The 20,511-nt window shown below is 69.1% G+C and carries 20 protein-coding genes; 9 read left to right on the top strand and 11 right to left on the bottom strand.

Annotated features, from left to right (window positions below; translation table 11 throughout):
- Positions 1-43: 43 nt before the first annotated feature.
- Positions 44-1,237: a phosphoglycerate kinase gene (locus tag G369_RS0110255; RefSeq protein ID WP_019653914.1), complete on the bottom strand. Its 1,194-nt coding sequence runs from the start codon at positions 1,235-1,237 to the stop codon at positions 44-46.
- A gap of 119 nt (positions 1,238-1,356) precedes the next feature.
- Positions 1,357-2,265, bottom strand: a complete 909-nt coding sequence (locus G369_RS0110250) for a LysR family transcriptional regulator (RefSeq protein ID WP_019653913.1) — start codon at positions 2,263-2,265, stop codon at positions 1,357-1,359.
- Positions 2,266-2,356: 91 nt separating this feature from the next.
- Here G369_RS0110250 and G369_RS0110245 point away from each other — a divergent pair, with 91 nt between their 5' ends.
- Genes G369_RS0110245 through G369_RS0110220 form a run of 6 tightly spaced genes read left to right on the top strand, consistent with a single transcriptional unit; the run spans position 2,357 to position 7,887 of the window.
- Positions 2,357-2,917, top strand: a complete 561-nt coding sequence (locus tag G369_RS0110245; protein WP_019653912.1) for a VOC family protein — start codon at positions 2,357-2,359, stop codon at positions 2,915-2,917.
- Positions 2,910-4,031, top strand: coding sequence for an alpha/beta hydrolase family protein (locus G369_RS0110240; RefSeq protein WP_019653911.1), 1,122 nt, complete (start codon positions 2,910-2,912; stop codon positions 4,029-4,031). The genes G369_RS0110245 and G369_RS0110240 overlap by 8 nt, the downstream gene beginning before the upstream one ends.
- Positions 4,032-4,044: 13 nt before the next feature.
- Complete coding sequence (locus G369_RS0110235) at positions 4,045-5,697, top strand: FAD-dependent oxidoreductase (protein ID WP_019653910.1); 1,653 nt, start codon at positions 4,045-4,047, stop codon at positions 5,695-5,697.
- On the top strand, positions 5,694-5,906 hold the full coding sequence (locus G369_RS0110230; RefSeq protein WP_019653909.1) for a DUF2783 domain-containing protein: 213 nt from the start codon (positions 5,694-5,696) through the stop codon (positions 5,904-5,906). The genes G369_RS0110235 and G369_RS0110230 overlap by 4 nt, the downstream gene beginning before the upstream one ends.
- On the top strand, positions 5,903-6,865 hold the full coding sequence (locus G369_RS0110225) for an MBL fold metallo-hydrolase (RefSeq protein ID WP_019653908.1): 963 nt from the start codon (positions 5,903-5,905) through the stop codon (positions 6,863-6,865). The genes G369_RS0110230 and G369_RS0110225 overlap by 4 nt, the downstream gene beginning before the upstream one ends.
- Positions 6,866-6,912: 47 nt before the next feature.
- Positions 6,913-7,887, top strand: coding sequence for a Bug family tripartite tricarboxylate transporter substrate binding protein (locus tag G369_RS0110220; RefSeq protein ID WP_019653907.1), 975 nt, complete (start codon positions 6,913-6,915; stop codon positions 7,885-7,887).
- 100 nt (positions 7,888-7,987) lie between these two features.
- Here the strand turns inward: G369_RS0110220 and G369_RS0110215 are convergent, their stop codons facing one another.
- The 5 genes from G369_RS0110215 to def form a co-directional block, all read right to left on the bottom strand.
- Positions 7,988-8,335, bottom strand: a complete 348-nt coding sequence (locus tag G369_RS0110215; protein WP_019653906.1) for an AzlD domain-containing protein — start codon at positions 8,333-8,335, stop codon at positions 7,988-7,990.
- 192 nt (positions 8,336-8,527) lie between these two features.
- Entirely contained in the window at positions 8,528-9,268 is a 741-nt protein-coding gene (locus tag G369_RS0110210; protein ID WP_019653905.1) for an AzlC family ABC transporter permease, read from the bottom strand.
- Complete coding sequence (gene fmt / locus G369_RS0110205; protein WP_019653904.1) at positions 9,268-10,233, bottom strand: methionyl-tRNA formyltransferase; 966 nt, start codon at positions 10,231-10,233, stop codon at positions 9,268-9,270. Before fmt ends, G369_RS0110210 begins: the two co-directional genes overlap by 1 nt.
- A complete protein-coding gene (locus G369_RS0110200; RefSeq protein ID WP_019653903.1) occupies positions 10,230-10,745 on the bottom strand; it encodes a hypothetical protein in 516 nt (171 codons plus the stop codon). Before G369_RS0110200 ends, fmt begins: the two co-directional genes overlap by 4 nt.
- A gap of 5 nt (positions 10,746-10,750) precedes the next feature.
- A complete protein-coding gene (gene def, locus G369_RS0110195) occupies positions 10,751-11,269 on the bottom strand; it encodes a peptide deformylase (protein ID WP_019653902.1) in 519 nt (172 codons plus the stop codon).
- 159 nt (positions 11,270-11,428) lie between these two features.
- Between def and G369_RS0110190 the strand changes: the two genes are divergently transcribed.
- The 3 genes from G369_RS0110190 to G369_RS0110180 are packed head-to-tail and all read left to right on the top strand — an operon-like array spanning position 11,429 to position 14,385.
- Entirely contained in the window at positions 11,429-12,646 is a 1,218-nt protein-coding gene (locus tag G369_RS0110190; protein WP_019653901.1) for a LysM peptidoglycan-binding domain-containing protein, read from the top strand.
- A 34-nt stretch (positions 12,647-12,680) separates the two neighbouring features.
- Positions 12,681-13,832 carry a DNA-processing protein DprA gene (gene dprA, locus G369_RS0110185; RefSeq protein WP_019653900.1) on the top strand — a complete coding sequence of 384 codons (1,152 nt, stop codon included), beginning with the start codon at positions 12,681-12,683 and terminating at the stop codon, positions 13,830-13,832.
- A gap of 34 nt (positions 13,833-13,866) precedes the next feature.
- A complete protein-coding gene (locus tag G369_RS0110180) occupies positions 13,867-14,385 on the top strand; it encodes a Smg family protein (protein WP_019653899.1) in 519 nt (172 codons plus the stop codon).
- Positions 14,386-14,509: 124 nt separating this feature from the next.
- Here the strand turns inward: G369_RS0110180 and G369_RS0110175 are convergent, their stop codons facing one another.
- The 4 genes from G369_RS0110175 to yajC form a co-directional block, all read right to left on the bottom strand.
- Complete coding sequence (locus tag G369_RS0110175) at positions 14,510-16,927, bottom strand: DUF1631 family protein (RefSeq protein WP_019653898.1); 2,418 nt, start codon at positions 16,925-16,927, stop codon at positions 14,510-14,512.
- A 166-nt stretch (positions 16,928-17,093) separates the two neighbouring features.
- Positions 17,094-18,047, bottom strand: a complete 954-nt coding sequence (gene secF / locus G369_RS0110170; RefSeq protein WP_019653897.1) for a protein translocase subunit SecF — start codon at positions 18,045-18,047, stop codon at positions 17,094-17,096.
- Between the two features lie 24 nt (positions 18,048-18,071).
- Positions 18,072-19,955 (bottom strand): protein translocase subunit SecD, encoded by a 1,884-nt coding sequence (secD, locus tag G369_RS0110165; protein WP_019653896.1) that lies wholly within the window; start codon positions 19,953-19,955, stop codon positions 18,072-18,074.
- Between the two features lie 78 nt (positions 19,956-20,033).
- Positions 20,034-20,363 (bottom strand): preprotein translocase subunit YajC, encoded by a 330-nt coding sequence (gene yajC, locus G369_RS0110160; RefSeq protein ID WP_019653895.1) that lies wholly within the window; start codon positions 20,361-20,363, stop codon positions 20,034-20,036.
- Positions 20,364-20,511 lie beyond the last annotated feature (148 nt).

Below are 20,511 nucleotides of genomic sequence, written 5' to 3'. Positions count from 1 at the left end.
CGATGGGCCGCGGGCCGAGGCCCGGGCGGCCCCACCCGCTCATTCAGCCGGCAGCCCGCTTCGACAGGATCTCGAAGGCCGGCAGGGTCTTGCCTTCCAGCACTTCCAGGAAGGCGCCGCCACCGGTCGAGATGTAGCCGACCTGCTTCTCGATGCCGTACTTGGCGATGGCCGCCAGCGTGTCGCCGCCGCCTGCGATCGAGAACGCGCTGCTCTCGGCGATGGCCTGCGCGATGGCCTTGGTGCCGCCCGCGAAGGCGTCGAACTCGAACACGCCCACGGGGCCGTTCCAGACGATGGTGCCGGCCTCGCGCAGCTGCGCGGCGAGCTGGGCGGCCGTCTTTGGGCCGATGTCGAGGATCAGGTCGTCGTCGGCCACGTCGCTCGCGTCCTTGACGGTGGCGGCCGCGTCGGCGGCGAAGGTCTTGGCCGTGACCACGTCCACCGGGATCGGCACGTCGGCGCCGCGCGCGCGCATGGCGTCGATCACCGCCTTGGCTTCGTCGACCAGGTCGGGCTCGGCCAGCGACTTGCCGATCTTCAGGCCCGCGGCCAGCATGAAGGTGTTGGCGATGCCGCCGCCCACGATGAGCTGGTCGACGTTGGCCGACAGGCTCTTCAGGATGGTCAGCTTGGTGCTCACCTTGGAACCCGCCACGATGGCCACCAGCGGCCGCTTCGGCTGCGCCAGCGCCTTGGTGATGGCGTCGATCTCCGCTGCCAGCAGCGGGCCGGCCGCGGCCACCTTGGCGAACTGCGCGATGCCGTAGGTGGTGGCCTCGGCGCGGTGCGCGGTGCCGAAGGCGTCGTTCACGTAGATGTCGGTGAGCGCGGCCAGCTTGCGGGCCAGGCCTTCGTCGTTCTTCTTCTCGCCCTTGTTGACGCGGCAGTTCTCGAGCAGCACCACCTGGCCGGGCTTCACGTCGACGCCGTCGACCCAGTTGGAAACCAGCGGCACTTCGCGGCCGAGCAGTTCGCCCAGGCGCTTGGCGACGGGCGCCAGCGAGTCCTCGGGCTTGAACTCGCCTTCGGTCGGGCGGCCCAGGTGCGAAGTGACCATCACGGCAGCGCCTGCGTCCAGCGCCAGCTTGATGCAGGGCACGGAGGCGCGGATGCGCGTGTCTTCGGTGATGTTGCCGGCGTCGTCCTGCGGCACGTTGAGGTCGGCACGGATGAAGACGCGCTGGCCGGCGGCCTTGCCCTGCGCGCAGAGGTCGGTGAATCGAATGACGTTCATTGGAGAAACCTGGAGAAGATTGGAAGACGGGGATCGGCTGCATTGTAGTTTTGGCCCCATCGCCGCCTCTACGCGCCTGTTGCCGCGCGCCGATGCTTTTCCTCCACCGGATGCGACGGTCAGTCCTTTTGCTGCTGCTCCCGCGCGAAGCCTTCGAGCACCTGGACGAAGCTCGCCGCCGCCGGCGACAGCGAGCGCCGCGCCGCGCTGTAGACGCACACCTCGCGATGGAAGTCGGGCGACTCCAGCCGCACCATCTGCAGCCCGTGCGCGCGCACCAGCGGCGCGGAGTACGTGGGGCACACGGTCAGCCCCAGCCCCGAGGCGACCATGCCCAGCGCGGTGGTCATGTACGACACCTCCTGCGTGGCGGGGCGCAGCATGTACTCGCGCTCGGCGGGTGCGAGCTCGGGCAGCACGCGCTGGCGGAAGTCGCGCGTGGGCGCGATGAAGGTGTAGGGGCCTAGCTCGTGCCAGCGTACCTTGCGACGATTGGCGAAGGCATGGCCCGGCGGGCAGATCAGCCAGTGCCGGTCGCGCAGCAGCGTGCGGCGCTCGATGGCGTCGTCGACCGCCACGTCCTGACCCACGGCCAGCTCCACGTCGCCGACCGTCACGCCCGCCAGCAGATGCTCGGGCAGGGTATCGGCCAGGCGCACGTCGACGTCGGGGTACTGCTCGCGGTAGAGCGCGATCACGCGCGGCATCAGGGTGCAGGCCATGAGCTGCGGCGCGGCAAGCCGTAGCAAGCCTTTCTTCTTGTCACGCAAATCGGTGACGCCGGCCACCGCGCCGGCCAGGTCGCCCAGCAGCCGGTGCACCGAGGGCAGGAACTCGCGCCCTGCCTCCGACAGCTGCACGCGGCGCGTGTTTCGGTCGAGCAGTTGCACGCCCATCTCGCGCTCCAGTTCGCGCACCAGCACGCTGAGCGCCGACTGCGTGAGATGCAGCTGCTGCGCCGCGGCGGTGAAGCTGCCGGTGTCGGCCACGGCGGCGAAGGCGCGCAGCTGGCGCAGGGTGAGGTTCATATATACGATTATTTCATCAATCGATGAATTAATTTTGATTGCATCATAAGACGCGGCATCGCCCAATACCGGCTTACCGGAGACACGAGCCATGCCGACGACTGCCACCACGGCACCCCCACCGCCCATCCACGGGCTGCACCACTTCGCCTGGCGCTGCCGCGACAGCGAGGAAACCCGCCGCTTCTACGAAGACCTGCTCGGCCTGCCGCTGGCCCACGTCATCAAGAGCGACCACGTGCCCAGCACCGGCGAGTACTGCCCGTACGTGCACATCTTCTTTCGCATGCGCGACGGCTCGTTCATCGCCTTCTTCGACCTCGGCGACGACGTCGCGGCGCTGCCCTCGCCCAACACGCCCTCGTGGGTGAACCACATCGCGCTGCGCGTCGATTCGGTGGCCGCCCTGCTGGCCGCCAAGGCACGGCTCGAAGGCGCGGGCGTCGAGGTGCTGGGCGTGACCGACCACCACATCATCGAATCGATCTACTTCTTCGACCCCAACGGCATCCGCGTGGAGCTGACCACGCCGACCGTGCCGCAGGCCGAGATGGACGCGCATGCGCTGCGCGCGCGCGCCGAGCTCGACGCCTGGACCGAGCGCAAGGCCGGCCTGCGCGCCGCCGCTGCAAAGGATGCGTCGAATGCCTGAGCTGGAACTCGCCGTCATCGACGTGAAGCCCGGCGCGGCCATGGAGAGCCAGTCGGGCCTGCAGCTGCTGCGCCCGCGCATCTACGGCGCCTACCGCGCGCCGCAGGGCCCGAAGAAGATCGCCGCCATCGTGATGCACCCCACGAGCAACTTCATGGGCCACTACCTGATCGGCCCGCTGGCCGAGCGCGGTATCTGCTGCATGGGCCTGAACTCGCGCTTCGTGGGCAACGATACCGTGCTGCTGATGGAGCGCGCCATCCAGGACCTGGGCGCGGGCGTGCAGTACCTGCGCGCTGCCGGATACGAGAAGGTGTTCCTCGTCGGCAACTCCGGCGGCGCCGCGCTCGCGGCCTTCTACCAGGCGCAGGCCGAGAAGCTCACCGCCACGCACCTGCCCGACGGCGATCCCACGCACCTGCACCCCGACGACCTGCCGCCCGTGGACGGCATCGCGCTGTGCGCCGCGCACCTGGGCCGCACCCGGCTGATGCGCGACTGGATCGACCCCTCTGTCACCGACGAGCACGACCCGCTCTCGGTCGACCCCGAGCTCGACATGTACGACGCGCGCCACCGCGTGCCCTACGAGCGCGACTTCCTCGCGCGCTTCGGCGCCGCGCAGAAGGCACGGCTCGATCGCATCGAGCAGTGGTGCCTCGACCGCCTCGCGCTGCTGCGCGGCACACCCGGCGCACCGCGCGACCAGACCTTCATCGTCTACCGCACGCATGCCGATCCGCGCTGCGTCGACCTCTCGCTCGATCCCAACGACCGCCTGCCCGGCAGCGTCTGGGGCGACGCGCGGCAGGTGAACTACTCGGCCAACGCGATGGGACGCACCACGTCGCTCACGGCCTTTCTCTCGCAGTGGTCGTCGCGCTCGCAGGCCGACGGTCCGACCAACCTCGCGCGCACCACGGTGCCGAAACTGCTGCTGACCTACACGGGCGACCAGTCGACCTTCCCGAGCACGCGAGATGCCTGGATGGCGGCGGGCGGGCCGCGCATCCGCAACGTCGACATCGTCGGCGGCAACCACTACCTCGCGGGGCAGCCGGAGCTGATCCCGAAGGCGGCGGACGCCATCGCCGAGTTCGCGCACGCGCTGTAGCCGCAGAGCCACCATGGAAAACTTCGCTTTCGCACCGGCCTACGAGCTGCCGGTCTGGCCCTTCACGCCGCCGCCCGAGCTGGGCAGCACGAAGCCCGTGCGGCATCCCATCGTCATCGTCGGTGCCGGCCCCTCGGGCCTCACGCTGGCCTGCGACCTCGCGCAACGCGGCGTGCGCGCCGTGCTGCTGGACGAGGACGACACCGTCGGCGTGCGCGGCGCATCGTCGCGCGGCATCTGCTATGCGCAGAAGAGCCTGGAGATCTTCGAGCGCCTGGGCATCTACGAGCGCATCGCGGCCAAGGGCATCACCTGGTCGTTCGGGCGCACCTTCTCGGGCGAGCAGGAGGTCTACAACTTCAACCTGCAGGCCAACAGCGTCTCGAAGCAGCCGCCCTTCGTCAACCTGCAGCAGTTCTACGTCGAGTGGTTCCTGGTCGAGCGCATCATCGAACTGGGGCTGACCGACCTGCGCTGGAAGAACCGCCTCACCCGCGTGGAGCAGCTCGCCGACGGCGTGCGCCTGGAAGTCGAGACGCCCGCCGGCAGCTACACCATCGAGGCCGACCGGCTGATCGACGCCACCGGCGCCAACAGCACGATCCGCACGCAGATGGGCATCGACGCGCACTCCTCGCGCAGCACCGACCGCTGGTGCATCAGCGACGTGCGCTTCAGGAAGCCGCTGCCCACCGAGCGCTGGACCTGGGTGGACGCGCCCTTCAACGAAGGCCGCGGCGTGTGGCAGCACCTGATGGCCGATGGCGTGTGGCGCATCGACTACCAGATGCCCGAGGACTGCGACACTGCCTACATCAGCAAGCCCGAGGTGGCGGGCGCGCGGCTGCGCGAGCAGCTCGGGCCGGACGTGGAGTTCGAGTTCGTCTGGATCGGCCCCTACGGCTACCGCGATCACCTGCTCGACAGCTTCCGCCACGGCCGCGTGTTCTTCATCGGCGACGCGGCGCACGTGGTGAGCCCCTTCGGCGCACGCGGCGGCAACAGCGGCATCCAGGACGCGGCCAACCTCGGCTGGAAGCTCGCGCTCGTCGCACAGGGCAGGGCCGGCGAGGCGCTGCTCGACAGCTACGACGCCGAGCGCCAGCCCGCCGCGAAGCAGAACCTGCAGGTGACGAGCCGATCGGCACGCTTCCTCGCGCCGCGCTCGCCCGCCGAGCACACGCTGCGCCGTGCGGTGGTGGCGCTGGCGGCGCGCCATCCCTTCGCGCGGGCGCTGGTCAACACCGGCCGGATGTCGGTGGCCAACGACTATCCGCCCGCGGCGGTGCTGCCCGAGGGCGCGCGCTCTGTGCAGAACCTGCCGCTGCGCCTGGCCGATGGCCGCGAGACCACGCTGATGCAGCTGCTGGCCGAAGGCACCGAGTGCATCGGCCTGTGGTTCGCGCCGACGCGCGAGCAGTCGAGAGCGGCGCTCGATGCCATCGCGTCGCTGCCGTTGCGCCTGCTGGCCGTGGGCGGCGACAGCGGCCTGCCCACGCTGCACGCCGACGAAAAGCTCGCGAGCCACCTCGGCGCTGGCGACGCAGGCAGCTTCGTCCTCGTGCGGCCTGACGCCTACCGCGCCGCCGTGCTGCCGAACGCCACGCCCGAAGCCATCGCCCGCGCCGTGCGCACCGCACTGGCCGCCAACGAACTCGACCCATGATCACCGAGCCCCGCATCCCCGATCCCGACGGCTTCTACGCCGCGCTGCTCGCCGCCCACGAAGGCCGCAGCGAGGCGCAGAGCGCCGACCTCAACGCGCGCCTCGTGCTGCTGCTGGCCAACCAGTGCGCCGACCAGGACGTGCTGCTCGCGTGCATCCGCGCGGCGGCCGAAGAAGAACCCACGACGACGGACCACGACACCCCATGACCACGAGCGTTTCCTTCGCATCCGCCTCCGACACCCGCGAGCAGAAGCCCCGGCTGCAGGAGCTGGGCCCCGGCGCCTACGGCTACATCAGCGACTTCGATCCCAACTGCGGCTTCGTCGTCGGCGACGAGCACGTGGTGCTGATCGACACCCGCCCCACGCCGCGCATGGCGCGCGACTTCCTCGCTGCCATCCGCACGGTGACCGACAAGCCGATCCGCACCATCGTGCTCACGCACTACCACGCGGTGCGGGTGATGGGCGCCAGCGCCTTCGCCGAGGTGCGCGACATCGTCGCCAGCAGCGGCACGCTCTACTGGATCCGCACGCGCGGCCAGGCCGACTTCGACTCGGAGGTCGGCCGCTTTCCGCGGCTGTTCGCCGGCGTCGAGGAGATACCGGGCCTGACCATGCCCACGAAGGTCTTCGACCGCGAGATGACGCTGCCGCTGGGCGGCGGCCGCGAACTGCGGCTGATGTCGCTGGGCCGCGGCCATTCGGGGGGCGACGCGGTCGCGTGGCTGGCCGACTGCGGCGTGCTCTTCTCGGGCGACGTGGTCGAGAACCGCTGCGGCGTGTACGCGGGCGACGCCTACATCGGCGACTGGGCCGGCACGCTCGACGCCGTGGCCGCGCTGAAGCCGCGCGTGCTGGTGCCCGGCCGCGGCGCGGTGCTGCAGGACGAGGCCGCCTGCGCCGAGGCCATCGGCCTCACCAAGGCATTCCTCTCGACGCTGCTGGAAAGCGTGAAGGCCGGCATCGCAGCCGGCGAGACGCTCAAGGGCTGCTTCGCGCGGGCCGAGGCGGCGATGACGCCGCGCTTCGGCGACTGGCCCGTGTTCCAGCACGTGCTGCCCTTCGACGTCTCGCGCGCCTACGACGAACTGCGCGGCATCGAACACCCGGTGGTGTGGACCGCCGAGCGCGACCGCGAGCTGTGGCAGACATTGCGCGGCTAGCAAGCCGGCCCGACCGATTTCAAAACGAGCAACGGAGACAAGAGACGATGAAGCGATTCCTTCCCCTGCTGGCAGCGGCCCTCGCGCTGGCCACTTCCACCTTCGCATCGGCGCAAACGGCGGCCTACCCCACCCAGCCGATCAAATGGATCGTGCCCTACGTGGCCGGCGGCGGCACCGACAACCTCGCGCGCACGCTCGCCGAGGCGATGCAGCCATCGCTGGGGCAGCCGCTCATCATCGACAACCGGCCGGGCGCCTCCACCAACATCGGCGTGGGCGTGATGATGCAGGCCAGGCCCGATGGCTACACCATCATGCAGGCCGAGAACGCCGCGCTGCTCTTCAACGAGCACATGTTCGCCAAGCTGCCGTACAAGCCCGCGAGCGACTTCACCTACATCGGCACCATCGGGCGCTTCCCGGTGGCGCTGGTGGTGCACCCGGACTTTCCCGCGAAGAACGTGGCGGAGTTCGTGCGCTACGTGAAGGCCAACCCCGACAAGGTGAGCTACGCCTCGCCGGGCAACGGCTCGCCGCACCACATGGCGATGGAGCTCTTCAAGCAGAAGGCCGGGCTGACCATCACGCACGTGCCGTACAAGGGCGCGGCGCCGGCCATGACCGACGTGATGGGCGGCCAGGTGCCGACGATGATGCTGGACCTGGCCTCGGGCCTGCCGATCATCAAGTCGGGCAAGGTGCGGGTGCTGGCCATCGCGCTGCCGCAGCGCGCGAGCGCCCTGCCCGATGTTCCGACCTTCGTCGAGGCCGGCTTCAGCGACGTCAACGCCTATGCCTTCCACGGCCTCATCGGCCCGGCCGGCATGCCACCGGAAGCGGTCGCGCGGCTCAACGCCGAGCTGCACAAGGCGATGAAGGCGCCGAAGGTGGTGAAGCTGTTCGCGGACTTCGGCTTCGAGGCGCTGCCCGGGACGCCGCAGGACTTCTACAAGCTCTCGCGCGCCGAGAGCGAGCGCTGGGGCAAGATCATCGTCGCGGCCGGCGTGAAGCTCGACTAGAAATCGGAGCCCCCCGGCTTTTCACTTCGCTTCGCTGCGTGTAACTCCACCCCCCGAGGGGGAGGCGCGGCCCGCCTTGGGGCGGCCCGGCGGCGGCCGCCTACCAACCCAGTCCGAGGTGCAGTGGCAGGTACACCGCCATCCCTGCGAGCATCGTGCCCAGCACGCCGCGCCGCCAGTAGAAGTAGGCGGCGCCAACCACCGCCGCGTACAGGCGCGCGTCGTGCAGCGTGGTGATGAGATGGCCCTGCGTCATGACGATCTCGGGCGCGATCACGCCCGCGAGCGCGGCGGCCGGCGCGTAGTGCAGCGCGCGGTGCGCCCACTCGGGCAGGCCCCAGGGCCTGTCGAGAATGAAGAAGAAGCAGCGCGTGAGCACGGTGACCAGCGCCAGGCCGACGATCACGCCCATGGTCCACCAGTCGGTGGTCGCATTCGTGGTGCTCATTCGCTGCCCTCCCCCAGGCTGCGCGCACTTCGTGCCGCTTCTCCTCCCCCCTCCGGACGGAGGGGGCGAGCGCCTTCGGGCGGCCGAGCGGCGCTCATTTGTTGCCCTCCCCCAGGATCCGCGCACTTCGTGTCGCTTCTCCTCCCCCCTCCGGACGGAGGGGGCGAGCGCCTTCGGGCGGCCGGGCGGCGCTCATTTATCGTCCTCCGCGCCAGGGTCGAGCCCGAGCTGCTTCTCGAGCCAGAAGCACAGCAGCACGGCCACGCCGATGGCGGCCACGATGTTGAGCTTCAGCGGCAGCGCGTAGGCCGCGACCGCCGTGGCGCCGGCGATCAGCGCGGCCAGCACGCGCAGGCGGGTCGTCGCCATCGAGCAGACGATGGCCACCAGGCTCAGCACGCCGGCGAAGCTCAGGCCCCATGTCTGGGGAATGAAGTTGGCCAGCGCGATGCCCAGCAGGCTCATGCCCATCCAGGCGCACCAGGTGACGAAGTAGTTGCCGGTGAGGTAGGCCTCCTGCGCCTGCTGCTCGGCCACGGTCAGCGGCGGCTTGGGGTACTTCTTGGTGAAGAGCGCGTAGCTCATGTCGGCCGTGAGGTAGCCGTGCAGCATGCGGCGCCAGCGCGGCATGTGCATGAGGTAGGGGCGCAGGTGCAGGCTGAACACCACGAAGCGCAGGTTGACGCAGAAGCCCGTGGCCAGGATCACCCAGGCCGGCGCGCCGGCGAAGAGCAGCGGAATGGCCGCGAGCTGCGAGCTGCCCGCGTAGACGAGCAGCGTCATCGCCACGGCCTCGACCAGGCTCATGTTCGACTTGACCATGGCCACGCCGGTCATGAGCCCCCAGGCGCCGATGCCCAGCGCCACGGGCGTCATGTCGCGCACGCCGACGCGGAACTCGGGGCGGCTGCGGATGCTTTGCGAGAGGAACATCAGCCGAATGCCTGCCCGGGCTTCAGGTCGAAGCCGTGCAGGAAGTCGGCCACCGGCAGGCGCTTGCCGCCGGGACGCTGCAGTTCGGTGAGGACGACGGCCGATCCGTCGGCCGCTGCCACCGTGACGCCGGCCGGGTCGACGGCCAGGATCGTGCCCGGCGCAGCCGGAGAAACCGCGGGGGCCTTTTCGGCATGGGCGGCCCAGAGCTTGATGATCTCGCCATCGAGCGGGCTGTTGGCGCCCGGGAACGGGTCGAAGGCCAGCACGCGGCGCACGATCGCGTCGGCGGGCCGGGCCCAGTCGACCAGCGCCTCGTGCTTCTCGACCTTGCTGGCGTAGGTGACGCCTTCGGCCGGCTGCGGCGTGCGCGTCAGCGTGCCGATGCGGGCCAGCGCCTCGACGATCATCCTGCCGCCGAGTTCGGCCAGGCGGTCGTGCAGGCGGGCGGTGTTGTCGCCCGCGCCGATGTCGACGGCCTCGCGCAGCAGCATGTCGCCGGTGTCGAGGCCCGCGTCCATCTGCATGATGGTGATGCCGGTCTGCGCATCGCCGGCCTCGATGGCGCGGTGGATCGGTGCGGCGCCGCGCCAGCGCGGCAGCAGGCTCGCATGGATGTTCAGGCAGCCGTGCACGGGCAGGTCGAGCACCCACTGCGGAAGGATCAGGCCGTAGGCGGCGACCACCATCACGTCGGGCTTCAGCGCCAGCAGGGTGTCGCGGGCGGCGGCGGCTTCGTCGGGGTACTTGCCGTCCAGCCGCAGGCTGCGGGGCTGGGCCACCGGCCAGCCGTTGGCGACGGCGCATTGCTTGACGGGGGAGGCCTGCAGTTTCATGCCGCGGCCGGCGGGGCGGTCGGGCTGGCTCATCACCAGCACGATCTCATGGCCGGCGGCGGCGATGGCTTCGAGCGCGACGCGCGCGAACTCGGGCGTGCCCGCGAAGACGACTCTGAGGCGGCTCAATCGCGGATCCGATCGAAATCGAGATCGTCCCCCGTGTGATAGCGCCGGACCACGCCGGTCGGATCGATGTAGATGTAGAGCATGCGGCGCTCGTTCACGGCCTTGTAGCGCCAGGTCCAGACGGCGCCGTCGAAGGAGCTGACGCGGGTGATCTCATACGGACGGCCATAGAAGGCCATCACGTCGTTCTGGCGCCACTGGTTGACCTTGATGTCCTGGCCGAAGCGCGCCTCGTTGAGCACCTGCGTCACCGAGACGACCTTGCCCGAGGCGTCCACGTCGATGTCGACCACCTCGAAGCCGGCCGGCATGCGCGAATACTGCAGCCGCTCGCCGCCGCCCGTGAGCGGGTAGCGGCCGGTGGGCGCGCCCAGGCGCTGGACGGTGTCGGCAGCCAAGGTGCCGGGCTGGATGCGGGTCGGTTCGCCGGCACAGCCGGCCAGCAGCCCCAGGCCCACGGCCGCGACGAGCGCCAGTGCCGCGAGGGAGCCGGAGCGTCGGCCCGCGTTCATTGGGATCAAGCCCGCTCCCGCATTTCTTCGCGCTGCTGCTTCAGCAGCTTGCTCTTGATGCGGTTGCGCTTCAGGGGCGAGAGGTACTCGACGAACACCTTGCCCAGCAGGTGGTCGAGTTCGTGCTGGATGCACACGGCCAGCAGGCCTTCGGCCTCGATGGTGCGCGTCTCGCCGTTCTCGTCGAGCGCCTGCACCTTCACCGAGGTGGAGCGCAGCACACCGTCGTAGATGCCGGGCACAGAGAGGCAGCCCTCCTCGTTCACGACCTTTTCCTCGCTGGCCCAGGTGATCTCGGGGTTGATCAGCACGATGGGCTGGTTGCGCTCCTCGGACACGTCGATCACGACGAGGCGCTCGTGCACGTCGATCTGCGTGGCCGCCAGGCCGATGCCGTTGGCGTCGTACATGGTCTCCAGCATGTCGGCGACCAGCGCCTTGATGCGCGCGTCCACGCCCTGCACCGGCTTGGCCACTGTGTGCAGGCGCTTGTCCGGGTAACTCAGAATGTTTCGTTTGGCCATGAAATCGGGGGAAAGTTGTGGCTATTTTCGCCAATTCCGCGACGACACGCGGCCGCGGAGGCCGAAAACGTTGCCCTCCCAAGGGCTTCAGCGCAGAATTCGTAGCAAATTGTGAGATTCGTATGCGCAGCGATACGTCGCGGCGCTCACCCATCAGACATGAAAAAGCTCAGACCCACCGAACGCCGGCGCCCCTCCTTCCTTGCCACGCTGACAGCCCTGGCGGTGATCGGCAGTTGCGGCGCCACGACGGCCTGGGCTCAGAACTACCCCGTCACGCCCCAGCAGCGCGCCACCGCGCAGCAGACCGCCCAGACCGGCGTTCCCCTGAGCGAGCTGGCGCCCAACGCGCCCGACGAATACACCGTGAAGTCGGGCGACACGCTCTGGGCCATCTCGCGCCTCTACCTGCTGCGCCCCTGGCGCTGGCCGGAGCTCTGGGGTATGAACCTCAATGAAATCGCCAACCCGCACCGGATCTACCCCGGCCAGGTGCTCTACCTGGACAAGACCGGCGGCCGCGCGCGCCTGAGCATGCGCCGCGGCGGGCCGGGCGGCGACGGCGGAACCATCAAGCTGTCACCACGCACCCGTTTCGACTCGCTGGCCGGCATGGCGCTGCCCACGCTCAACCCGAGCATCATCGAGCCCTTCCTGAGCGAACCCATCGTGGTCGACGCCGGCACGCTCGAGGCCGCGCCGCGCATCGTGGCCGGCAACGACAGCCGCGTGCTGCTGTCGCGCGGCGACCGGGCCTACGCCCGTGGCACCGCCGAGGCGCCGCTGGTCGAGGTTCCGGGGCCGGTGCAGAACTTCCGCATCTTCCGCAACGCCACGCCGCTGAAGGACCCGGGCACGGGCGAGATCCTCGGCTACGAGGCGCAGTACCTGGGCAAGGCACGCCTGCAGCGCGGCGAATCGACCACCATCGAGACGGTCGAGGACAAGGATGTCATCACCGTCGTGCCCGCCAGCATCGACATCATCGCCTCGCGCGAGGAGATGCGCGCCGGCGACCGCCTGCTGCCCGAGCCGCCGCGCCAGCTGCTGAGCTACGTGCCGCGCGCGCCCTCCACGCAGGTCGACGGCCGCATCATCTCGGTCTACGGCAACGCGGTGCAGTTCGCGGCGCAGAACCAGGTGGTGGCCATCAACAAGGGCACGCGCGACGGCATCGACAACGGCCACGTGCTGGCGATCCTGAAGAACGGCGAGACCATCCTCGACCGCACCGGCGCGCGCAAGGAAACCATCAAGCTGCCCAACGAGCGCATCGGCCTGCTGATGGTCTTCCGCACCTTCGAGAAGGTCTCCTACGCGCTGGTGCTCGAAATCAACGACACTCCCCGCGCCGGCGACTTCCTCGTCAATCCCTGACCCGCGAACCCGGCTTCTCTTCCCGCAAATTCGCTTGGAACGCGCAGAACTCGCAGGCTGGCTGCGGCTTTCGCTGACGCCCGGCATCGGCGACGGTGCCGCGCGCCGCCTGCTCGCGGCTTTCGGGCTGCCCGAAAGGATCTTCACCCAGCCCGATGCCGCGTTGCGCGAGGTCGTCTCGCATGCGCAGGCCGAGGCGCTGATGCAGCCGCCCCCCAGCCTGCAGGCGCAGATCGACCTGACGTGGCAGTGGCTGCAGGCGGGCGACGACAAGGTCTCGCGCCGCGTCGTGACGCTCGGCGACCCGGGCTATCCCGCCTCCCTGCTCGAAATGGCCGATCCGCCGCCGATGCTCTATGTGCTCGGAGCGCCGGCCTTCGACCTCACGCAGCTCGGCCACAGCATCGCCGTCGTGGGCAGCCGCAACCCGACGCCCCAGGGCGCGACGAACGCCCGCAGCTTCGGGCGCGCGCTCGGCGAGGCGGGGCTGCCCGTGGTGTCCGGGCTCGCGCTGGGCGTGGACGGCGCAGCGCACATGGGCGCGCTCGATGCTGCGGGCGATGAGCCGCGGCTCGCGACGGTGGCCGTCGTGGGCACCGGGCTCGACCGCGTCTATCCCGCGCGGCACCGCGACCTCGCGCACCGCATCACGCTGCAGGGGCTGATCGTGAGCGAGCTGCCGCTGGGCACGCCGCCGCTCACGCAGAACTTCCCGCGGCGCAACCGCCTCATCGCCGGGCTGGCCCGCGGCACGCTGGTGGTCGAGGCCGCACTGCAGTCGGGCTCGCTGATCACCGCTCGGCTCACCTCGGAGCAGGGCAAGGAGGTGTTCGCGATCCCGGGCTCCATCCACTCGCCGCAGTCGCGCGGCTGCCACGCGCTGATCCGGCAGGGCGCGAAGCTCGTCGAATCGGTGAACGACATCCTCGAGGAGTTGCCGCCGCTCCACGCGCCACGCGTCGCCGCGGCTTCGGCTCCATCGAGCAGCAATGGGGCGAACGCGACCTCCTCGCCAGAAGACCCGCTGCTGGAGGCCCTCGGCTTCGAACCGGTGAGCCTCGATGCGCTCAGTGCCCGCACCGGCTGGGGCGCCGCCGAGCTGCAGGCCAGGATGCTCGGGCTCGAACTGGATGGGCATGTTTCGCGGTTGCCCGGCGGGCTCTTTCAGCGGGTGGCTTCCACTTAGCCTTCATTGCACGAACGTCGGCTATATTGGGCCCATGTTCGAAGTGCTTGTCTTTGTCTACGAGAACTACTGGCGCGGCGATGCCTGCCCCGAACCCGAGCAGTTGGGCCGCAAGCTCAGTGCCCATGGCTTCGAGGCAGAGGAGATCCGCGAAGCTCTTCACTGGCTCGACGGCCTGAGCCTTGCAACGCAGGGCCTGCAGATCGAACGCAGTCCTGACGGCAAAGCCAGCGCCACCGTCGGCTCGCGCAGCAGGCCCGAAGCGGCCCTGGCGCAATCGGACGATGCGATGCGCGTGTACTCGCAGGCCGAGCAGGAGCACCTGGGCGCCGAGTGCCTCGGCTTCATCCGCTTTCTCGAATCGTCGAACGTGCTGCCCTGCGGGCTGCGCGAGATCGTCGTCGAACGCGCGATGGCCGCGCCGGGCGATCCCGTCGCGCTCGACGAACTGAAGATCATCGTGCTGATGGTGCACTGGAGCACCGGCATCGAGCCTGATGCACTGGTGCTCGACGAACTGTGCGAGAGCCGCGAAGGCCGCACGGCGCATTAGCCAGGCTCACCCCCAGGCTGCGCGCACTTCGTGTCGCTACGCCAACCCCCTTCCGGGGGCAACACCTGAGGCCCGGCAAAGCCGGTTCCTCGGTGTTCCTTGAAAAGAGCAGAAGCCCGGTCTGCTAGTTCAGCAGGCGCTCGGGGTTGGCGTCGAGCTTCGCCAGCGCTTCGCGCGTGGCGCGCACGGTGAGCGTTTCCTCTTCCGCGGGCACCAGCAGGCCGGCCTGCAGATAGGCAGCCAGCCGACCGGCCTGGATCAGGAAGCTGCGGCCGTCGCCCGAGGCGAACAGGTGAAGCTGCTTGCGGTCGCTGCGCCAGACGAACTGCACCTGGCTCACGCGGTCGTTGTGGTCGAGCATGAACCAGTTGCCCACCTGCAGTTCATGCGCCCAGGCGATCATGTCGTCGGGCACCTTGGCGCCGGCGGTGTCGGGGATGACCTCGATGGATGCGGCGTCCACGCCCAGCAGCAGTTCGATGCTGTGCGCGTCGAGCGGCAGGTCCGCGGTGCCGCCCACGTCGGTCACGAAGTCTTCGAGGTGTGCGAGCCGCTCGGCCATCGCTTCGATCTTGACCTGCGGGATCGCCTCGGTCTTCGACAGGAAGGCATCCGACAGCGTGGCGCCGATGGTCTTGATGTGCGCTTCCTGCGGCTCGTCGACGATGCCCAGCAGCGCCATGCCCTGGCGCAGGCGCTGCAGCAGCTGCGGCAGGTCCTGGATCACGCGGGCGCGGTCGGTGCGGTTGGGCTTGGCGCTCGCGGCCCACACGAGGTCGGAGGCCACGCGCTTGAGCATCACGGTCTGCTCGCCCTGCGCACCGTAGCGCAGCGCGGCGATGGCCAGCACCTCCGCCCAGACCTTGAAGAGGAACTCCCGGATCTCGTCGCGCACCGGCATGTCGTTGAGCATCTTGCGAAGCTCGATGGTGTACTGGATCGCCATCGTCTCCTTCTGCTCGACCTGCTGGGCCACGCTCATCACGCGCTGCGTGGTGTCGCTCTGGGTCAGGTAGCGGTTGAGGAAGGCGACGAATTCGTCGAACACCAGCTTGAACACGCGCTGGCCGGTCTCAGGGTACTGCTCGATCACCTGCACGACGCGGCGGATCTCGCCTTCGAGCGCGCTGCCGGTGATGGCCGCGGCGTCGAAGCCCATCACGCACGAGCCCATGCGGTCGATCAGCATGCGCGCGGGGTGCTGCAGGGTGCCGAAGAACTCGGGCTCGGCGATGGCCACGCGCAGCACCGGCATCTGCAGGCGCGCGAACCACACGCGGGCCGAGAAAGGAATGCGCTCCTCGGCGAGGATGGCCTGGAACATCAGCGCGACGATCTCGACGGTGGCCTTGTCGGCGGTGGTCGGCGCGCGCTTCTTGAGCTCGGCCGTGCGCCGGCGCAGGTCGACGGCCGTCTGCTGCATGACGGTGGCCTGCTCGCCAGCGCCTTCCATGTATTGAGTGGCAGCCATGCGGTAGGCGGCCTCGGCCTCGGCGATGGCGCCGGCGAACGTCCTGGAGAAGGCGCGCGGTGCGGGGCTCACGCCGCCTCCGCCGCCCTGGCCGCCCTGCTGACTGCCGGGGCTCGTGGTGCGGCCTTCCCCTGCGCCGGCCTGGAAGGCGCCGCCCGCTGCACCCGGGTCGCCGCCGATGCGGGCGGTCACGAAGCGCTTGAGACTCAGCAGCGCGGTCTGCGCGCGCTGGCGCGCGATCATCAGCGGCGAACCGCCGGTGGTCGTTGTCGCGACGGAGCCAGGCACCGAAAGCTGTTGCTGCTGGCCTTCGAATCCGAAACCGGGCCGCTGCACGCCCTGGGGGGCGTGAGCCGCGGACATGCCGCTGTCCATCGGCGCCGCGCCCGATCCGCCGCCGCCTCCTCCCGCGCCTGTGGCATTGCCCGTGCGCCGGACGAAGCTCTTGAGGTCGATCTCCGGCATCACGCCGGCGGCGATCAGGTAGGCGTTGGCGCTCTGGTAGGCCTTGACGATCACGTCGACCAGGCCTTGCTGCACCGTGTCCTGCACGCGGGTCCAGAGGCCGCGGCTCAGGCCTGCCGCGAGCCATTGCTCGACCAGCAGCTTGGCCAGCGTCTCGGGCTTGAGCACGTCCTTGGAATCGAGCTCGGTGGTGCCCTCGAGGTGCTGGATGCGCAGGCGCAGGTCGCTGAGCTCGAAGCTGGCCTTGTCGTGGATGAGCTGCGCTAGGCGCGACGAAAGAATGTTGCTCTCGACCACCTCGTCGCCGATGAGCTCCAGCCGCAGCGCCGAGGGCACGGCGCCCGGGCCGCCCGAACTGGCCGCCAGCGCCTTGCGCCAGCCGGCCTGGGACAGCGCGACCCAGTGGGTGGCCTGCCCCTGGAAGGCGACGAAGTCGTCGCGGTGCTCCTGCATGGAGCGGGCGGTGCCGGCCTCGTTGGACAGCGTGGTCAGCCGGTCCCGGATCGCGCGCGCCAGGGGGGCGATGGCGCCTTCCGTGGCCGAGACGAAACGCTCACGCGTCTCGCGTGCGAGCTGCAGGGAGGAAGCGGACCGCGCAATGCTCATTGAAAGGTCGGAAGGCCAGGGTGGTCGATTCGTTGGCGACAACCGGAGCTTGCATCGGGACGGGCTGCCGCACAAGTGTGGGATTGCCCGGCGTTGCATGCGAACCGCGGCGGGGGCTTTCGCCGCCGCCGCAGGCGCCTTCGGTTGTCGAGCCCCGGAGTATCCGTCAGACGACGGCGCCGGCGTTCGGATCGTCCTCGGAGCCGCCGTCGCGCTTGGCCGGGCCGCCCTTGACGAGGTCTTCGCGCTTGATGCCCAGCCACATGGCGATGGCCGCCGCCACGAAGCAGGAGGAATAGATGCCGAAGCAGATGCCGATGGTCAGCGCCAGGGCGAAGTAATGCAGCGTCGGGCCGCCGAAGAAGAACATCGACAGCACCACCAGCTGGGTGGAGCCGTGGGTGATGATGGTCCGGCTGATGGTCGAGGTGATCGCGTTGTCGATGATCTCGACCGTCGACATCTTGCGGTAGCGGCGGAAGTTCTCGCGGATGCGGTCGAAGATCACGACCGACTCGTTCACCGAGTAGCCCAGCACCGCCAGCACCGCCGCCAGCACCGCCAGCGAGAACTCCCACTGGAAGAAGGCGAAGAAGCCCAGGATGATCACCACGTCGTGCAGGTTCGCCAGCACTGTAGCCAGCGCGAACTTCCATTCGAAGCGGAACGCCAGGTAGATCATGATGCCGACGACCACCATCGCGAGGGCCTTCAGGCCGTTGGTGGTCAGCTCGTCGCCCACCTGCGGGCCGACGAATTCATTGCTGCGCAGCTCCACCGAGGGGTCGGCGGCCTTCAGCGAATCCATCACCTCGGCGCTCTGCTGGGCGGAGGTCACGCCCTTCTTCACCGGCAGGCGGATCTGCACCGACTTGCCGAAGCTCTGCACCTGCACTTCGGTGTAGCCCAGCTTGCCGACGATATCGCGAACCTTGCCGACGTCGGCCGACTGGTTGTAGGCGACTTCCATCACCGTGCCGCCGGTGAACTCCACCGACAGGTGCAGCCCGCGGTGGAACAGGAAGAACACCGCCAGCGCGAAGGTGACGACGGAAACGATGTTCAGCACCAGCGCGTGGCGCATGAACGGGATGGTCTTGTGGATGCGGAAGAATTCCATGGCTGTGCGTCCTTCTTCTGCCGCTTACTTGGTTTCGGCCGCGGCCGTGCCGCCGGTCGAGGGGCGCCACACCGTACCGATGGACACCGACTTGAGCTTCTTCTTCTGGCCGTACCAGAAGTTCACGAGGCCGCGCGAGAAGAACACGGCCGAGAACATCGAGGTGACGATGCCGATGCAGTGCACCACCGCGAAGCCGCGCACCGGGCCCGAACCGAAGGCCAGCAGCGCGATGCCCGCGATCAGCGTGGTCACGTTCGAGTCCAGGATGGTGCCCCAGGCGCGCTCGTAGCCCGCATGGATCGCCGCCTGCGGCGACGCCCCGTTGCGCAGCTCCTCGCGCACCCGCTCGTTGATCAGCACGTTGGAGTCGATGGCGACGCCGATGGCCAGCGCCATGGCAGCGATGCCCGGCAGCGTCAGCGTGGCCTGCAGGATGGAGAGGATGGCCACCAGCAGCAGCAGGTTGACGGCCAGCGCGATCGACGAGAACAGGCCGAACAGCGCGTAGTAGATGCACATGAACACCATGATCGCGGCGAAGCCGTACATCACGCTGTCGAAGCCCTTCTTGATGTTCTCGGCGCCCTGCGTCGGGCCGATGGTGCGTTCCTGGATGATTTCCATGGGTGCGGCCAGCGAGCCGGCGCGCAGCAGCAGCGCGAGGTCGTTGGCTTCGGCCACGCTCATCGAGCCCGAGACCTGGAAGCGGTTGCCGAGCTCGCCGTTGATCGAGGGAGCCGTGAGCACTTCGCCCTTGCCCTTCTCGAAGATCAGCATGGCCATGCGCTTCTTGTAGTTCTCGCGGCTGACGTCACGCATGATGGTGCCGCCCTTGGAGTCCATCGTCAGGTCGACCTTGGGCTGGTTGCTCTGCTGGTCGAAGCCGGGCTGCGCGTCGGTGAGGTTCTCGCCGGTGACGAGCACCTGCTTCTTGACGATCACGGGACGGCCCTGGCGGTCGAGGAATTTCTCGGAGCCGAAGGGCACGGGGCCGCCGCTCAGTTCAGCGGCACGGCCTTCGGCGCTTTCGTCCACCAGGCGCATCTCGAGCGTGGCGGTGCGGCCGATGATCCGCTTGGCCTGGGCCGGGTCCTGCATGCCGGGCAGCTGCACGACGATGCGGTCGATGCCCTGCTGCTGGATCACGGGTTCGGCCACGCCGAGTTCGTTGATCCGGTTGTGCAGGGTGGTCACGTTCTGCTTGAGCGCCGCGTCCTGGAAGCGGCGGGCGGCCTCGGGCTTGATGCTGGCCACGATGCGCCATTCGCTGCCCTGCTGGGTCTCGACCGTGCTCAGGTCGGGCATCTGGTCCTGGATCAGGCGCCGGGCGATCTCGACGCTGTCGGCGTCGCGCAGGGTGATCTCGACGGTCTGGCCGTTGCGGTTCACGGCGCTGCCGCGCACCTTCTTCTCGCGCAGACCCATGCGGATGTCGCCGGCGAAGGACTCGGCCTTCTTGTCGAGCACGCCGCGCATGTCGACCTGCAGCAGGAAGTCGACGCCGCCGCGCAGGTCAAGGCCCAGGTACATCGGGAAGGCGTGCAGCGCCGTCAGCCACGAGGGCGAGCGCGACACGAGGTTGAGCGCCACCGTGTACGAGGCGTCGTCGGCATCGGGCACCAGTGCCTGCTGGAGCGTGTCGCGTGCCTTGATCTGGTCGTCGGTGGTCGCGAAGCGGGCGCGCACCGCGGTGGGCTCGAGGGTCAGCAGGTCGGGCGTGAGGCCTGCCGTCTTGAGCAGTTCCTGCACCCTGGCCTGGGTCGACGCGTCGATCTTGACGGTGGACTTCGCCGCCGACACCTGCACCGCAGGCGCCTCACCGAAGAAATTGGGCAGGGCGTAGATGAGCCCCACGAGCAGCACGACCAGGATGATCGCGTACTTCCAGACCGGGTAACGGTTCATGAGAAAGCGCTTTTTCTGAAACGGAACACGGCGTGAATTGGGGCCCCGCGCCCGAAGGCGCAAGGTCAGCTCACGCCTTTATTTGACGGTGCCCTTGGGCAGGACCTGCACCACCGCGCTGCGCTGGATCTTGATCTCGATGCCGTTGGCGATCTCGAGGCCCAGGTACTGGTCGTTCAGCGAGGTGATCTTGCCGAGCAGGCCGCCGGCGGTGGCGACCTCGTCGCCCTTGGCGAGCGCCTCGATCATGGCGCGGGCTTCCTTCTGGCGCTTCATCTGGGGCCGGATCATGACGAAGTACAGCACCACGAACATCAGCACGAGGGGCAGCATGCTGCCGAGCGAGGACATCATGTCGCCGCCGCCTGCAGCGGGCGCGGTCTGGGCGAAAGCAGAGGAAATGAACAAGAGAGTCTCCAGCAGAGGGAAGAGAAAGAAAAAGTGTGGGAGCGCGGGCCACGCCCGCGGTTCCTTGGGGTTCGCGGCCACGCGGGATGCGGGTGCGCCAAGTCAAAGCGCGGCGGGGCCTGGCCGCGCACAGCACCGGGCATTGTAT

It is taken from the genome of Variovorax atrisoli 110B (assembly GCF_000382045.1).
GTDB classification, from domain to species: domain Bacteria; phylum Pseudomonadota; class Gammaproteobacteria; order Burkholderiales; family Burkholderiaceae_C; genus Variovorax; species Variovorax atrisoli.
The sequence above is the reverse complement of the archived record's forward strand: the minus strand, read 5'-3'. Positions and strand labels throughout refer to the sequence as shown.

What these genes read in the sequence shown, in the direction of transcription:
- G369_RS0110255 (WP_019653914.1), bottom strand. Translation starts at nt 1,237, where the DNA reads ATGAACGTCATTCGATTCACCGACCTCTGCGCGCAGGGCAAGGCCGCC.
- G369_RS0110250 (WP_019653913.1), bottom strand. Translation starts at nt 2,265, where the DNA reads ATGAACCTCACCCTGCGCCAGCTGCGCGCCTTCGCCGCCGTGGCCGAC.
- G369_RS0110245 (WP_019653912.1), top strand. Translation starts at nt 2,357, where the DNA reads ATGCCGACGACTGCCACCACGGCACCCCCACCGCCCATCCACGGGCTG.
- G369_RS0110240 (WP_019653911.1), top strand. Translation starts at nt 2,910, where the DNA reads ATGCCTGAGCTGGAACTCGCCGTCATCGACGTGAAGCCCGGCGCGGCC.
- G369_RS0110235 (WP_019653910.1), top strand. Translation starts at nt 4,045, where the DNA reads ATGGAAAACTTCGCTTTCGCACCGGCCTACGAGCTGCCGGTCTGGCCC.
- G369_RS0110230 (WP_019653909.1), top strand. Translation starts at nt 5,694, where the DNA reads ATGATCACCGAGCCCCGCATCCCCGATCCCGACGGCTTCTACGCCGCG.
- G369_RS0110225 (WP_019653908.1), top strand. Translation starts at nt 5,903, where the DNA reads ATGACCACGAGCGTTTCCTTCGCATCCGCCTCCGACACCCGCGAGCAG.
- G369_RS0110220 (WP_019653907.1), top strand. Translation starts at nt 6,913, where the DNA reads ATGAAGCGATTCCTTCCCCTGCTGGCAGCGGCCCTCGCGCTGGCCACT.
- G369_RS0110215 (WP_019653906.1), bottom strand. Translation starts at nt 8,335, where the DNA reads ATGAGCACCACGAATGCGACCACCGACTGGTGGACCATGGGCGTGATC.
- G369_RS0110210 (WP_019653905.1), bottom strand. Translation starts at nt 9,268, where the DNA reads ATGTTCCTCTCGCAAAGCATCCGCAGCCGCCCCGAGTTCCGCGTCGGC.
- G369_RS0110200 (WP_019653903.1), bottom strand. Translation starts at nt 10,745, where the DNA reads ATGAACGCGGGCCGACGCTCCGGCTCCCTCGCGGCACTGGCGCTCGTC.
- def (WP_019653902.1), bottom strand. Translation starts at nt 11,269, where the DNA reads ATGGCCAAACGAAACATTCTGAGTTACCCGGACAAGCGCCTGCACACA.
- G369_RS0110190 (WP_019653901.1), top strand. Translation starts at nt 11,429, where the DNA reads ATGAAAAAGCTCAGACCCACCGAACGCCGGCGCCCCTCCTTCCTTGCC.
- G369_RS0110180 (WP_019653899.1), top strand. Translation starts at nt 13,867, where the DNA reads ATGTTCGAAGTGCTTGTCTTTGTCTACGAGAACTACTGGCGCGGCGAT.
- G369_RS0110175 (WP_019653898.1), bottom strand. Translation starts at nt 16,927, where the DNA reads ATGAGCATTGCGCGGTCCGCTTCCTCCCTGCAGCTCGCACGCGAGACG.
- secF (WP_019653897.1), bottom strand. Translation starts at nt 18,047, where the DNA reads ATGGAATTCTTCCGCATCCACAAGACCATCCCGTTCATGCGCCACGCG.
- secD (WP_019653896.1), bottom strand. Translation starts at nt 19,955, where the DNA reads ATGAACCGTTACCCGGTCTGGAAGTACGCGATCATCCTGGTCGTGCTG.